At 70.3% G+C, this 13502-nt stretch carries 14 protein-coding genes; 12 read left to right on the forward strand and 2 right to left on the reverse strand.

Annotated features, from left to right (window positions below; genetic code table 11):
- The first annotated feature begins 190 nt into the window (after positions 1-190).
- The 8 genes from ME121_RS13770 (at position 191) to ME121_RS13805 (ending at position 8336) form a co-directional block, all read left to right on the forward strand.
- Positions 191-910, forward strand: coding sequence for an ABC transporter ATP-binding protein (locus ME121_RS13770; RefSeq protein WP_373866298.1), 720 nt, complete (start codon positions 191-193; stop codon positions 908-910).
- Complete coding sequence (locus ME121_RS13775) at positions 903-1643, forward strand: ABC transporter ATP-binding protein (RefSeq protein ID WP_012317083.1); 741 nt, start codon at positions 903-905, stop codon at positions 1641-1643. The genes ME121_RS13770 and ME121_RS13775 overlap by 8 nt, the downstream gene beginning before the upstream one ends.
- A gap of 93 nt (positions 1644-1736) precedes the next feature.
- A complete protein-coding gene (locus ME121_RS13780) occupies positions 1737-2954 on the forward strand; it encodes an ABC transporter substrate-binding protein (RefSeq protein ID WP_043072895.1) in 1218 nt (405 codons plus the stop codon).
- Between the two features lie 28 nt (positions 2955-2982).
- Entirely contained in the window at positions 2983-3870 is an 888-nt protein-coding gene (locus ME121_RS13785) for a branched-chain amino acid ABC transporter permease (protein ID WP_024827895.1), read from the forward strand.
- A 20-nt stretch (positions 3871-3890) separates the two neighbouring features.
- The gene (locus tag ME121_RS13790) at positions 3891-4877 is read left to right on the forward strand and encodes a branched-chain amino acid ABC transporter permease (protein ID WP_024827894.1); all 987 of its coding nucleotides are present in this window, start codon (positions 3891-3893) and stop codon (positions 4875-4877) included.
- A gap of 145 nt (positions 4878-5022) precedes the next feature.
- Positions 5023-5376, forward strand: coding sequence for a hypothetical protein (locus ME121_RS13795; RefSeq protein ID WP_012317087.1), 354 nt, complete (start codon positions 5023-5025; stop codon positions 5374-5376).
- A gap of 59 nt (positions 5377-5435) precedes the next feature.
- Positions 5436-7382 carry a DNA mismatch repair endonuclease MutL gene (gene mutL, locus ME121_RS13800; protein ID WP_059409011.1) on the forward strand — a complete coding sequence of 649 codons (1947 nt, stop codon included), beginning with the start codon at positions 5436-5438 and terminating at the stop codon, positions 7380-7382.
- Between the two features lie 186 nt (positions 7383-7568).
- On the forward strand, positions 7569-8336 hold the full coding sequence (locus ME121_RS13805) for an SDR family NAD(P)-dependent oxidoreductase (protein WP_059409012.1): 768 nt from the start codon (positions 7569-7571) through the stop codon (positions 8334-8336).
- 40 nt (positions 8337-8376) lie between these two features.
- Here the strand turns inward: ME121_RS13805 and ME121_RS13810 are convergent, their stop codons facing one another.
- Complete coding sequence (locus ME121_RS13810; protein ID WP_059409013.1) at positions 8377-10029, reverse strand: AMP-binding protein; 1653 nt, start codon at positions 10027-10029, stop codon at positions 8377-8379.
- Between the two features lie 218 nt (positions 10030-10247).
- On the opposite strand from ME121_RS13810, the gene ME121_RS13815 reads away from it, so the two are divergent.
- The 4 genes from ME121_RS13815 (at position 10248) to ME121_RS13830 (ending at position 12989) form a co-directional block, all read left to right on the forward strand.
- On the forward strand, positions 10248-10787 hold the full coding sequence (locus ME121_RS13815; protein WP_012317091.1) for a phasin family protein: 540 nt from the start codon (positions 10248-10250) through the stop codon (positions 10785-10787).
- A complete protein-coding gene (locus ME121_RS13820) occupies positions 10784-11722 on the forward strand; it encodes an alpha/beta fold hydrolase (protein WP_043072898.1) in 939 nt (312 codons plus the stop codon). The genes ME121_RS13815 and ME121_RS13820 overlap by 4 nt, the downstream gene beginning before the upstream one ends.
- 396 nt (positions 11723-12118) lie before the next feature.
- Positions 12119-12559 (forward strand): helix-turn-helix domain-containing protein, encoded by a 441-nt coding sequence (locus ME121_RS13825; RefSeq protein WP_012317093.1) that lies wholly within the window; start codon positions 12119-12121, stop codon positions 12557-12559.
- 55 nt (positions 12560-12614) lie between these two features.
- Positions 12615-12989, forward strand: a complete 375-nt coding sequence (locus ME121_RS13830) for a cupin domain-containing protein (protein WP_059409014.1) — start codon at positions 12615-12617, stop codon at positions 12987-12989.
- Positions 12990-12996: 7 nt separating this feature from the next.
- Here ME121_RS13830 and rsmD read toward each other — a convergent pair.
- Positions 12997-13502: 16S rRNA (guanine(966)-N(2))-methyltransferase RsmD (gene rsmD, locus ME121_RS13835; RefSeq protein WP_491892837.1), on the reverse strand; the 506-nt coding region annotated here is incomplete at its 5' end.

The following is a 13502-nucleotide window of genomic DNA, read 5'->3' on the forward strand; positions in this document are numbered from 1 at the left end:
CGGTCAAGCACGGTCCCGCCGCCCGCATGACACGGGCCGCGACTGATATCACTCCCGGGGGATTGTCGCGCCGCCACGAGCGTTTGCGATGGACTGTGCCGTCGCGGATCGGCGATATGGCGGCAAGAAATCAAACCCGGGAGGGACACGCTTGGCACGGGATGTAATCCTGGCGACCGATGGCCTGACGATGGAATTCCGCGGATTCCGGGCCGTCAACGGCGTGGCGTTGCAAGTGGAACGCGGCACCATCCACGCCCTCATCGGGCCGAACGGCGCCGGCAAGACCACCTGCTTCAACTTGCTGACCAAGTTCCTGATCCCCACCGCGGGCACGATCCGCTACAAGGATCGCGACATCACCGGTCTGAAGGCGGCCGACGTCGCCCGTCTCGGTCTCGTGCGTTCCTTCCAGATCTCGGCGGTGTTCCCGCACCTGACGGTGATGGAGAATGTCCGCATCGCCCTGCAGCGGCGGCGGCGCGGCGATTCCTTCGACTTCTGGCGGGCCGAGCGGGTCCTGCGCGCGCTGAACGGCGAGGCGCTCGCCCTCGTCGAGGCGGTGGGCCTCTCGGACTTCGCCGACGTGCTGGCGGTCGAACTCTCCTACGGGCGCAAGCGCGCGCTGGAGATCGCCACGACGCTCGCCCTCGATCCCGAGATGCTGCTGCTCGACGAGCCGATGGCCGGCATGGGCCACGAGGACGTTGACCGGACCGCGGCCCTCATCCGCCGGGTCTCGAAGGATCGGACGATCCTGATGGTGGAGCACAACCTCTCCGTAGTCGCCTCCCTGTCGGATCGGATCACCGTGCTGGCCCGCGGCCAGGTGCTGGCCGAGGGCGACTACGCCACGGTCTCGAAGGACCCGCGCGTGGTCGAAGCATATATCGGGGCGGGACATGCCTGAGGCGGCTCTCAAGGTACCTCCGGCGGCCGCGACCGGCGCGCTGCTGACCGTCCGCGGCCTCGAAGGCTGGTACGGCGAAAGCCACGTCCTCCACGGCATCGACATCGACGTGCGCGCAGGGGAGGTGATCACGCTGCTCGGCCGCAACGGCGCCGGCAAGACCACGACCCTGCGGGCGATCATCGGCATCCTCGGCAAGCGTTCGGGCTCGATCGTCTACGACGGCGTCGAGACGGTCCGAATGGCCTCGCGCAACATCGCGCGGCTCGGAATCGGTTACGTGCCGGAGGAGCGCGGCATCTTCGCGAGCCTGACGGTCCACGAGAACCTGATGCTGCCGCCGCGGGTGAAGCCCGGCGGCATGTCGGTGGCGGAGATCCACACGCTGTTCCCGAATCTCAAGGAGCGCGCCGGCAGCCAGGGCACCAAGCTCTCGGGCGGCGAGCAGCAGATGCTGGCGATCGGACGCATCCTGCGCACCGGCGCCAAGCTGATCCTGCTCGACGAGCCGACGGAAGGTCTGGCGCCGGTCATCGTCCAGCAGATCGGCCGGACCATCCAGCAATTGAAGGCCCAGGGCTATACCATCGTTCTGGTGGAGCAGAATTTCCGCTTCGCCCAGACTTTGGCGGACCGGCATTTCGTGATCGAGCAGGGACGGGTGGTCGACATGATCCCCAATGCCGAGCTTGACGCCAATATCGACAAGCTGCACGCCTATCTCGGCGTCTGAATCCCGTACGCGAAAACCGTAGAAGCGCCAGAAAACGGCGCCCCGATACTCGGCCGGCGGAGATCCGCCGCGCCGCTGGAGGATGGAAACGAAATGTTCGGACGCATCGCCCGGCCCGTGACCCTCGCTGCCCTCGCAGGTGCCCTGATGATGGGTACTGCGGCCGCGCAGACGAACGTGAAGATCGGCATCCTGGGCGACCGCTCGGGCGCCTATTCGGACATCAGCGGCGAGGGCTCGGTGGTCGCCGCGAAGCTGGCCGTCGAGGATTTCAAGCCGGAGCAGCACGGTCTGAAGGTCGAGATCGTCTCCGCCGACCACCAGAACAAGCCGGATGTCGGCGCGGCGATCGCCCGCCAATGGTACGACCGCGACGCCGTCGACATGATCACCGACGGGGTGACCTCCTCGGTGGCGCTGGCGATCAGCCAGGTCACCAAGGAGAAGAACAAGGTCTTCATCGACACCGGCGCCGGCACGGCGGATCTCACCGGGCCGCAATGCACGCCGAACACGGTCCACTGGGTCTACGACACCGTGGCGCTCGCCAACGGCACCGGCGGCGCGATGGTCAAGCGCGGCGGCAACACGTGGTTCTTCCTCACCGCCGACTACGTCTTCGGCCAGACCCTTCAGCGCGACACCAGCGCGGTGATCACCAAGAACGGCGGCAAGGTCGTCGGCTCGGTGAAGACGCCCTTCCCGACCTCCGACTTCTCGTCCTTCCTGCTGCAGGCGCAGGGGTCGGGCGCCAAGGTGATCGGGCTGGCGAATGCCGGTACCGACACGATCAACGCGATCAAGCAGGCGGGTGAGTTCGGCATCACCGAGGGCGGGCAGGCACTCGCCGGCCTCCTGGTCTTCTCGTCGGATGTGCACTCGCTGGGTACCAAGGTCGCCCAGGGTTTGGTCCTGACGGAGCCGTTCTACTGGGACCTGAACGATCAGACCCGCGCCTTCTCGGACCGGTTCGCCAAGCAGATGAAGAACGCCTCGAAGCCGACCGCGAACCACGCGGGCGTCTACTCGGACGTGCTCCATTACCTGAAAGCGGTGGCCGAGCTGAAGTCGACCGCCGACGGGGCCGCCACGGTCGCCAAGATGAAGGCGATGCCGACCGACGACCCGCTCTTCGGCAAGGGCGTGATCCGCGCGGACGGCCGCAAGATCCACGACATGTACCTGTTCGAGGTCAAGAAGCCCGCCGAGTCGAAGGGCGAATGGGACCTCTACAAGAAGCTCGAGACCATCCCGGGCGACCAGGTCTTCCGGCCGCTCAACGAGGGCAACTGCCCGCTGGTGAAGGGCTGACGGTGGGATCGGGGCGCGGAGAACGGCCATGACCACGATCTTCGGTGTGCCGACGCAGGCCCTCTTCGGGCAATTGCTGCTCGGCCTGATCAACGGCTCGTTCTACGCGATCCTGTCGCTGGGGCTCGCGATCATCTTCGGGCTCCTGAACATCATCAACTTCGCCCACGGCGCGCTCTACATGATGGGCGCGTTCGTGGCCTGGATGCTGCTCACCTACGTGGGACTCGGCTACTGGTGGGCGCTGGGGCTCGCCCCGCTCGTGGTGGGCGCGTTCGGCATCGTGCTGGAGCGGGTGCTCATCGCCCGGCTCTACAAGCTCGATCACCTCTACGGCCTGCTGCTCACCTTCGGTCTCGCGCTGATCATCCAGGGCCTCTTCCGCAACCAGTACGGCGTCTCGGGTCTGCCCTACGCGATCCCGGCCGAGCTATCCGGCGGTCAGCGCCTGCCCTTCATGTTCCTGCCGAACTACCGGGCCTGGGTGGTGGTGGCGTCGCTCACCGTCTGCATCGCCACCTGGCTCGTCATCGAGAAGACCAAGCTGGGCGCCTACCTCCGGGCCGCCACTGAGAACCCGACCCTGGTCCAGGCCTTCGGGGTGAACGTGCCGCTGTTCCTGACGCTGACCTACGGGTTCGGCGTCGCGCTTGCGGGCTTCGCCGGGGTGCTGGCGGCGCCGATCTACTCGGTCAATCCCAACATGGGCGCCGACATCATCATCGTGGTCTTCGCCGTGGTGGTGATCGGCGGCATGGGCTCGATCATCGGCTCGGTGATCACGGGCTTCACCCTGGGCCTCGTCGAGGGGCTCACCAAGGTGTTCTATCCGGAGGCGTCGGCCACCGTGATCTTCGTGATCATGGTGCTGGTGCTGCTCGTCAAACCCGCCGGCCTGTTCGGGCGCACGGCCTGATCGCGATCTGAGGCACCCCCATGGCCGACACCGCCGCCCTCGACGCCGCCCCGATCGCCGCCGCCTTGCCGACGAGCCGGGACGACAAGGCGCTCCACCGCCTCATCTTCGTCGGTATCGCCGTGCTGCTCGTCGTAGCACCGCTGGTCCTCTACCCCGTCTACCTGATGAAGGTGCTGTGCTTCGCGCTGTTCGCGCTCGCCTTCAACCTGCTGCTCGGCTACGGCGGCCTGCTCTCCTTCGGCCACGCCGCCTATTTCGGCATGGCGAGCTACCTCTGCGCCTACACGGCCAAGAGCCTGGGCTTCACGCCCGAGCTGGCGATCCTCGCCGGCACGGTCACGGCCGCGCTGCTGGGGCTGGTCTTCGGCGCCCTGGCGATCCGCCGGCAGGGCATCTACTTCTCGATGATCACCCTGGCGCTCGCCCAGATGGTGTTCTTCTTCTCCCTGCAGGCGAAGTTCACCGGCGGCGAGGACGGCATCCAGGCGGTGCCGCGCGGCAACCTGTTCGGCGCGATCAGCCTCGCGGACGACCGGGTGATGTACGCGGTCGTGGCCGTGGTGTTCATGGCCGGGATGCTGCTGATCTACCGGATCATCCACTCGCCCTTCGGGCAGGTGCTGAAGGCGATCCGCGACAACGAGCCGAGGGCGATCTCGCTGGGCTACCGCGCCAGCCAGTACAAGCTCGCCGTGTTCGTCCTCTCGGCGACGCTCGCCGGGCTCGCGGGCTCCACCAAGGCGATCGTCTTCCAGCTCGCCTCGCTCACCGACGTGCACTGGTCGATGTCGGGCGAGGTGGTGCTCATGACCCTCGTCGGTGGCATGGGGACGGTGTTCGGTCCGATCGTCGGTGCGCTGGTGATCGTCACGATGGAGACGTACCTCGCGCAGTTCGGGGCCTGGGTGACGATCATCCAGGGCTGCGTCTTCGTGCTCTGCGTGCTGCTGTTCCGCGAGGGCATCGTCGGACTGATCGCCCGGATGATCCGCCGGCCGCTCTAGGGTCGGGCTTCCGGGCAGGTGCCGGTTGCACCGCCGCAACGCCACTGTCGAGACTTGCACCAGGGTATGAAGGCTCACAACCCCTGGTGAGCTTTCGTTAACCAAGACTGCCCACCCTGACGGCTCCGCACTGTCAGGGGCTGCCATGAACCAGGATCGAACGCTCAGCATCGACGATCCCGCCCTCGACTGTCCGGTCGAGCCGGACGTGGTGGGCCGCCTGATCAAGGCCGATCCGGAGGGGGCCGCGTTCCTGCTCGACGGGATCCCGGAGGCGACCCGCGCCCGACTCGCCGTCTGGCTCTACGGCCGCAGCCACACCCACGCGATCGGCGTCCGCGTCGCCGCGACCTGCGAGGGCGCGACCCTGCGGCGGACCGCGGGCCTCGTCGGAAACGTCCTCTACGACCTGTCCCGCCGTCCCGTGGCGGCGGCGAGCCGCGGCGCGCGCGGCGGCACCGGCCGCATCTCCCTGGGCGGGTCGCAGCGCCGCGCCTGAATAGACGGCTCGGCCGCCGCGATTGGATCGTCGCCGCGCAGGGACTATCCTGCGCGCCGATGACATCCCTGTCCGCGCCGTCCGTCCGCCGCCTCGATCCCGTGCTCGTCGACCGCATCGCCGCGGGCGAAGTGGTCGAGCGCCCGGCCTCGGCCGTGAAGGAGCTGGTCGAGAACGCGATCGATGCCGGGGCCCGGGCGATCGAGGTCACCGTCGAGGCCGGAGGGCGCCGGCTGATCCGGGTCGTCGACGACGGCCGCGGCATGACCCCGGACGATCTCGACCTCGCGGTCGAGCGGCACGCCACCTCCAAGCTTCCGGGCGGCGACCTCACGGCGATCGACACCCTCGGTTTCCGCGGCGAGGCCCTGCCGTCGATCGGCGCGGTGTCGCGGCTCGCTATCGTCACGCGGACGCCGGAGGCCGAGGCGGGGGCGAGCCTGACGGTCGAGGCGGGGCTGAAGGGTCAGGTCCGCCCGGCGCCGGCCCAGCGCGGCACCCGGATCGAGGTGACCGAACTCTTCGCCGCCACCCCGGCGCGGCTCAAGTTCCTCAAGTCGGACCGGGCCGAGAACGCCGCCATCGCCGAGACGCTGCGCCGCCTCGCCGCGACGCAGCCCGGAATCCGCTTTACCCTGAGGGCGGATGCCGGGCAGCCCCTGGTCCTGCCGGCCGAGACCGGAGCCGAAGCGGAGCTGCGCCGGCTCGCCGCGGTGCTGGGACAGGACTTCCTCGCCAACGCCCTGCCGGTTTCCCTGACCCGGGAGGGCTTCGCGGTGACCGGCCATGTCGGCCTGCCGACCTACCACCGCGGCGCGGCGACCCACGTCCACCTCGCGGTGAACGGCCGCCCGGTGCGCGACCGGCTCCTGCTCGGGGCGATCCGCGGCGCCTACGCCGATACCCTGGCGTCCGACCGGCACCCGGTCCTCGGCCTGACCGTCGCGTGCGACCCGGGCCTCGTCGACGTCAACGTCCACCCGGCCAAGACCGAGGTGCGTTTCCGCGAGCCGGGCCTCGTGCGGGCGCTGATCGTGAGCGCGATCCACGACGCCCTGCGCCGCGGTGGTGCCCGCTCGGCCACCACGGGCGCCGCGCGGACACTCGACGCCCTGCGGCCGGCCGGCCCACCGCTCGCGACCCACAGCGGCGCCACCGCACCGAGCCTGTTCCGGCCGACCCGTCCCGGCCCGTTCCCCAGCGGCGCGCCCTCGGTCGCGGCGCCGTCCGGTTACCGTCCGTCCACAGCGTGGCGGCCGGCGCCGCAGCCGGCGCGGGTCGAGCCGGCCGGCTTCGGCGAGTCCGCTCAGGCCGTCTGGAGCGGGCCTGAGTCCGTCGCCGTGGCGGCCCCGCCCCAGGCCGATACCCGCGTCGCCGACGAGGTCGCGGAGGCGCTCGATCATCCACTGGGCGCCGCCCGCGCGCAGATCCACGAGACCTACATCCTCGCCCAGACCCGCGACGGCCTCGTGATCGTCGATCAGCACGCCGCCCACGAGCGCCTCGTCTACGAGCGGATGAAGACTGAGCGGGAAGCCGGCGGCATCGCCCGGCAGGGGCTCCTGATCCCGGACGTCGTCGAGATGAGCCCCGAGGAGGCCGACCGGCTCGTCGCGGCCGCCCCGGATCTCGACCGGCTGGGCCTGTCCATCGAGGCGTTCGGGCCGGGGGCGGTGCTCGTGCGCGAGGTGCCGGCCGCGCTGATCGGTGCCTCGACGCGCGATCTCGTCACAGACATTCTCGACGCCCTGCAGGCCAGCGGCGACGAGGAGAGCGGCGTCGCCGCGACGGAGGGCGGCCCGCTCGGGCGGCGTCTCGACGCGATCCTGTCGCGCATGAGCTGCCACGGCTCGATCCGGGCCGGGCGCCGCCTCCGGCCGGAGGAGATGAACGCCCTCCTGCGCGAGATGGAGGCGACGCCCAATTCCGGACAGTGCAATCACGGGCGCCCGACCTCGATCGAGCTGAAGCTCGCTGACATCGAGCGGCTGTTCGGACGTCGTTGAGCGGGCGGGCGCACCGGCCCGGCTGGCGGACTGGACGGCGCCGGTCCACAACAGGTTTCGACGCCGCAGTCCAAGGGAGGCGGCGCGTTCAGGGGAGGCGCAGAGCCATGACCGATCCCGTCATCACCGGCGCGTGCCGGGCCGCCACGCGGCGCGTCGCCTCGGCCCTCGCCGCGGTGCGCTGAGATGGCGGGCCCGTTCGATCTCGCCGGCCGCCACGTCCTCGTCACCGGCGCCTCCAGCGGCCTCGGCCGTCACTTCGCAGGCACCCTGGCACGCGCCGGTGCGCGCCTGTCGCTCGGCGCCCGCCGGGCCGATGCCCTCGCCGAGACCGTCGCCCGCGTCGCGTCGGCGGGCGGTGAAGTCCACGCCGTCGTCATGGACGTCACCGACGCCGCGAGCGTCGAGCGCGCGCTCGGCGCCGCCGAGGAACGGTTCGGACCGGTGGCGGTGCTGGTGAACAATGCCGGCGTGACGGCGACGAAGCCGGCCCTCGACCTTGCCGAGTCCGACTGGGACGCGGTGCTCGACACCAACCTCAAGGGCGTGTGGCAGGTCGCCCAGGCCACCGGCCGGCGCATGGTCCGGCACGGCGCGGGCGGCAGCATCGTCAACATCGCGTCGATCCTCGGGCTGCGCGTCACCGGCGGGCTCGCGCCCTACGCCACGTCGAAGGCGGCGGTGGTCCAGCTCACCAAGAGCCTCGCGCTCGAATGGGCCCGCTACAAAATCCGGGTGAACGCCCTCGCGCCGGGCTACATCAAGACCGAGCTGAACGACGCCTTCTTCGAGTCCGATGCCGGCCGGGCGCTGATCAGGCGCATCCCGCAGCGCCGGCTCGGGGAGGCGGCCGAGCTCGACGGACCGCTCCTGCTCCTGGCCTCGGAGGCCGGCGCCTACATGACCGGCAGCGTCCTGGCGGTCGACGGCGGCCACCTCGTCTCCGGCCTGTAGCGATCGCCCCGGACGAGCTCGTCCTCGGGTCCGACGCGGGTCAGAGATCCCGCGCCTGCTCGCGCAGGACGAATTTCTGGATCTTGCCGGTCGAGGTCTTCGGCAAAGGCCCGAACACGACCGTCTTCGGCACCTTGAACCGCGCCATGTGCTCGCGACAGAACGCGATCAACTCCTGCTCGCTCGGCACGCTCGTGCCGGGCTTCACCTCCAGGAACGCGCACGGGCTCTCGCCCCAGGTCGGATCCGGCCGCGCCACGACGGCCGCCAGCATCACTGCGGGGTGGCGCATGAGCACCTCCTCCACCTCCAGGCTGGAGATATTCTCGCCGCCCGAGATGATGATGTCCTTCGCCCGGTCCTTGATCTCCACCGACCCGTCGGGATGCCACACCGCGAGGTCGCCGGTCCGGTACCAGCCGTCGGCGAGGGCCGCCTCGGTCGCCCCCGGGTTGCCGAGGTAGCCCTTCATCACCGTGTTGCCGCGCAGGCGGATCTCGCCGACCGTCGTGCCGTCCCGGGGCACCGGCGCGTCGGTCGCGGTGTCGGCCACGCTCACCGCCTCGAGCGTCGCCAGGGGCACGCCCTGCCGGGCCATGCGGGCGTAGCGCTCGGTATCGGGGAGATCGGTCCAGTCCGGCTGCGCCAGGCAGACCGTCGCGGGACCGTAACTCTCGGTGGCGCCGTAGAGATGAGTCACCTGGAAGCCCAGCTCCTCCATGGTGCGGATGATCGTGGAGGACGGCGCCGCGCCGCCGACCGCGCAGCGCACCCGCTGTGGGAACGGCACCCGGTCCTGGGCCGGGGCGTGCGCGATCATCGAGAGGACGATCGGCGCCCCGCACAGATGCGTCACCCCGTGCTCGGCGATCAGCCGGAAGATCGCCGCCGGCTCGACCTTGCGGAGGCAAACCTGCGTGGCGCAGGCCGCGACGCTCGCCCAGGGGTAGGACCAGCCGCTGCAGTGGAACATCGGCAGCGTCCAGAGATACACGCTCTCGCCGGTCAGGCCGAAGGTCACGGCGTTGCCCAGGGCCTGAAGATAGCCGCCGCGATGGCTGTAGACGGCGCCTTTCGGGTCGCCGGTCGTCCCCGACGTGTAGAGCAGGCAGAGCGACTGCCACTCGTCCTCGGGGCCGGCCCAGGCGTAGTCCGGATCGCCCTCCGCCAGCAGATCCCCGTAGGACAGCGCCCCGTCGATCCCGGAATCGCCGATCGCCACGACGAGGATCGGCTCGGCGAGATCCGCCAGGGCGCGCGCGGCCAGACCGGCATACTCGGCCTCGACGAGGAGCGCCCGGGCGCCCCCGTGCCGCAGCGAGAACGCGATCGTCGCTGCGTCGAGGCGGGTGTTGAGCGGGTTCAGTACCGCGCCGAGCATCGGCACGGCGAAATGCGCCTCGATCATCTCCGGGACGTTCGGCGCAAGGATCGCCACGGTGTCGAGCGGCCCGATCCCCCGGGCCGCGAGGCCCGCGGCCAGGCGCCGGCAGCGCGCGTAGAGGTCCGCGTAGGTGAGGCGCCGGTCGCCGTCGATCACGGCGGTCCGCGCGCCCGCCGCGGCGGCGGCCCGCGCCAGCAGGCTCACGGGGGTCAGGGGCACGTAGTTGGCCGCCCGGCGCGCGAGCCCGGCCTCGAACGGGTGGGAGCCGTTCTCACGGAGTTCGGCTCGGGTCGGACGGGTTCCCGTCATCGTGCAGCCTTCTGATCGGGCGGCGGGCGTGGCGTGCGCTCCGCGCGACGATGATTTCGCGGCCGCCCCGCCTGTCAATCGCGGTCGCCGGGACGATGTGGGCCGGGGGCGGATTCTGTTACAGGGCCCGGTTGACGGGGGAACGGCGCTGGCGGATGCCCGTATCCCAGCCATGCGTCGTCGAGGCCGCGTGCGACCGGCCCATCCGGGAGACCATTGTGGGGAACGACAACCTGCCGACGATTTCCGGGGAGACCGGCCGCGCCGTGGCCGAGAGCGGCGTCGCCCGCGCGCGCGAGGCGTACGAGCGCTTCGCCGAGGCGGGCGAGATGGCTCTGAATGCCTTCGAGGCGTCGATGGCGCAGAGCTTCGAGGGCTGGCGCTCGGTGATGGGATCCAGCCGCGAGACCGCGCACCAGCTCACCGACAGCAACGTGGCGGGTGCTCGCCGGATGCGCGAGCAGTGGGATGCCGCCGGCGCCCGGCTCTACAACGCCTTCGAGGACAACGCCGTCCATGCCATGGCGGCGATGCGCGAGATCGGTCACCGGATGCTCGTCGCGTCCGACACCAATGTCCGCGCGAGTCTGGACTTCGCGGACCGCGTCGCCAAGGCGGCCGACGCCCGCGAGGTCGCGGCGCTGAACATCGCGTTCCTGCAGGAGCAGGCCCGTCGGCTGACCGACCAGATGGTCGACCTCCACCAGACGACCGGCCGTCTCGCCCGCGAGGCTGCCGCGCGCACGGAGACCCCGTGACCGCCGGCACCGCGGCGCCGGATACCGGACCCGAGACCATGCCGCGGCTCGACGACCTATGCCGCGCCGACGTGCCGTTCCGGACCGGCCATTTCCAGGCCTACGCACCCCACGATTTCCACCGCATCGCCTACGTGGAGTGGGGCGACCCGGACAGCCCGCACGTCGTCGTCTGCGTCCACGGCCTCAGTCGCCAGGGCCGCGATTTCGACGCCCTGGGCTACCGGCTGGCGAAGCTCGGCTACCGGGTGATCTGCCCGGACCTGCCCGGGCGCGGCCTGAGCGGCTGGTTGAAGGATCCGGAACTCTACGGCCTGCCGCAATACGCCGCCGACATGGCCGCGCTCATCGCCCATCTCCGGGTTCCCGGGAAGATCGACTGGGTCGGCACCTCCCTCGGTGGCCTGACCGGTATGGTCCTGGCCGCCGCCGCCCGGTCCCCGATCCGCCGCATGGTGATCAACGATATCGGCCCGTTCCTGCCCTGGGCGCCGATCCGCGAGATCGGATCGCGCCTGCGCGACGCGCCCCGGCTCCACCACAACCTCGCATCGGGCGAGTCGCGCCTGCGCACGGTGCTGGGTGCCTTCGGGCCGCTCACCGACGAGCAGTGGCGACACATCGCCAAGCACAGCTTCTTCCAGGAGCCGAACGGCGGCTGGCGACCCCACTACGATCCCGGTATCGGCGACGCGTTCCGTCCGGGCCGCGTCTACAGCGTGAGCATGTGGCGCGACTGGGACGCGATCACCTGTCCGGTCCTGCTCCTGCGCGGTGCGCACTCGGAACTGCTCCTCGCCTCGACCGCCGACGAGATGACCCGGCGGGGACCGCCGACGCGGCGTGTCGAGATCCCCGATTGCGGCCACGCGCCGGCACTGCTCGACGACGAGCAGTTGCGAATCGTCGCCGACTGGCTCGGCCCGGCGGCGTAAGTCCGCCGGCATCGCGCGGCGTCGCGCCGTGAATCGACCGTTTCCCATCACGCAGGCTTCGAAGGGATCGTCGCCATGGGCGAGCGCGGCGTAGGCAACCCGATCGCGCCCTACAGTCTTAGAAAGTGATTTTTTGGCCGATCCCACTCACTTATATTTGACTAGGCATGGTATTTGAGTTGTTCCGCTGGCGGGCATTGGAGGGCCCGGATCGCGGTCTTCCGGACCTAAGATTTCGAAAGCGTAACCATTCGTTGCGCGCGCGGCTGACCTGTGGCACTAACAGATGTCAGGTCTGGATCTTGGCCGCGCAATGTTGCACCTGTCGGTTGTGATTGGCGCCCCGGATCCGGGCGAGCAAGCCTGCCAACAGCAAGAACATCCGGACTACCAACTATGGCGAACCCAACCCCCAAGCCGAAGCAGACCACAGCCATCGATCACGGGGTCGGCAGCCGCATCGCGTTCCTTCGGGCGGCGAACGGGCTGAGCCAGTCCGCGCTGGCCAGCGCGCTGGGCGTCAGCTTCCAGCAGGTCCAGAAATACGAGACCGGTAAGAATCGTGTCGGTGCCGGTCGCCTCCAGGCCATCGCCGAGCGGCTCGGGGTTCCGGTCTCGAGCTTCTTCGAGCCGGAGCCCGAGGCGACGACCGATAGCGGTCCCGCGCTCCTGCGCGTTGCCGGCGCCGTCGAATTGCTCCGGGCGTACAATCAGATCGCCGACGATCAGATGCGCCGCGACGTGCTCTCGCTCGTGAAGTCCGCGGCGCGGATCGGCCATACCCGGTCGGCGGACGAGGCGGCAGCGCAGGCGCCCGGCCCGTCGCGCAACGCATGACATGCGGCGTCGCCTGGCGCCGAACCGGCGTCACGCGCGCCCTCCAGGCGGGGTCATGGATCCACTCCCGACACGCGTGACCCGTCTGCTCGCCGATCTGCCGCTCCGGGCGGACGACGAGATCGTGTCGGTCCTGGTCTCGGATGCGGGCCTGCGGGTGGAGCGCATCGTCTCAACCGGTCAGGCGAGCCCGCCGGGCTTCTACTACGACCAGCCGCATGCCGAATGGGTCGCTGTCCTGACGGGCGCGGCCGACTTGCGGTTCGCCGATGAAGCTCAGGCCCGTCGCCTGGTCGCGGGCGACGCCGTGCTGATCGCGCCCCATCGTCGGCACCGTGTCGAATGGACCGACTCGCCCACCGTCTGGCTGGCGATCCATTTCGGGCCCCAGGTCGGCGCTGCCGATCCGACCCCGAGCATTCGGGACTAGGGGCAATTCAGGCGGCGTATCGGGCGATCGCTACGGCCGTGTCGCCGTAGACGCGCCGCTCCAGCTCCGCGAAGCCGGCCGGCCAGACGAGCTGAGCGGCCTCGACTTCCTCGACGACGATGAGAGCCCCCGGCGCGAGCCACGCGCCCTCGGCGGCGCTTCTCAGGGCGCGGGGCGCGAGATCGCGGCCGTAGGGCGGATCGCAGAAGACCAGCGAGAAGGTGCCCGCTGTGGAAGCCGGGCCGAGGCGGGTCGCGTCCCGCCGGAACAGGCGCGTCACGCCTTCGGCACCGAGGGCCTCGATATTCTCGCGGATCACCGCGCGCGACTCGGCGCCCTCGTCGACGAGGAGGGCGTAGGTCGCGCCCCGCGACAGCGCCTCGAAGCCGAGGGCGCCCGTGCCGGCGAACAGGTCGAGGACCCGGGCGCCGGCCACGGCGTCGTCATAGGCGTGCGCGAGCACGTTGAACACCGACTCGCGCAGCCGGTCCGAGGTCGGCCGGATGGCGTCGG

The organism is Methylobacterium sp. ME121, from assembly GCF_000974725.1.
GTDB lineage: Bacteria > Pseudomonadota > Alphaproteobacteria > Rhizobiales > Beijerinckiaceae > Methylobacterium > Methylobacterium radiotolerans.

Bases quoted from the DNA above. Each gene is read 5' to 3' on its own strand.
- ME121_RS13790 (WP_024827894.1), top strand. From the start codon at position 3,891: ATGGCCGACACCGCCGCCCTCGACGCCGCCCCGATCGCCGCCGCCTTG.
- ME121_RS13825 (WP_012317093.1), top strand. From the start codon at position 12,119: ATGGCGAACCCAACCCCCAAGCCGAAGCAGACCACAGCCATCGATCAC.
- ME121_RS13780 (WP_043072895.1), top strand. From the start codon at position 1,737: ATGTTCGGACGCATCGCCCGGCCCGTGACCCTCGCTGCCCTCGCAGGT.
- mutL (WP_059409011.1), top strand. From the start codon at position 5,436: ATGACATCCCTGTCCGCGCCGTCCGTCCGCCGCCTCGATCCCGTGCTC.
- ME121_RS13795 (WP_012317087.1), top strand. From the start codon at position 5,023: ATGAACCAGGATCGAACGCTCAGCATCGACGATCCCGCCCTCGACTGT.
- ME121_RS13805 (WP_059409012.1), top strand. From the start codon at position 7,569: ATGGCGGGCCCGTTCGATCTCGCCGGCCGCCACGTCCTCGTCACCGGC.
- ME121_RS13785 (WP_024827895.1), top strand. From the start codon at position 2,983: ATGACCACGATCTTCGGTGTGCCGACGCAGGCCCTCTTCGGGCAATTG.
- ME121_RS13775 (WP_012317083.1), top strand. From the start codon at position 903: ATGCCTGAGGCGGCTCTCAAGGTACCTCCGGCGGCCGCGACCGGCGCG.
- ME121_RS13830 (WP_059409014.1), top strand. From the start codon at position 12,615: ATGGATCCACTCCCGACACGCGTGACCCGTCTGCTCGCCGATCTGCCG.
- ME121_RS13770 (WP_373866298.1), top strand. From the start codon at position 191: ATGGAATTCCGCGGATTCCGGGCCGTCAACGGCGTGGCGTTGCAAGTG.
- ME121_RS13810 (WP_059409013.1), bottom strand. From the start codon at position 10,029: ATGACGGGAACCCGTCCGACCCGAGCCGAACTCCGTGAGAACGGCTCC.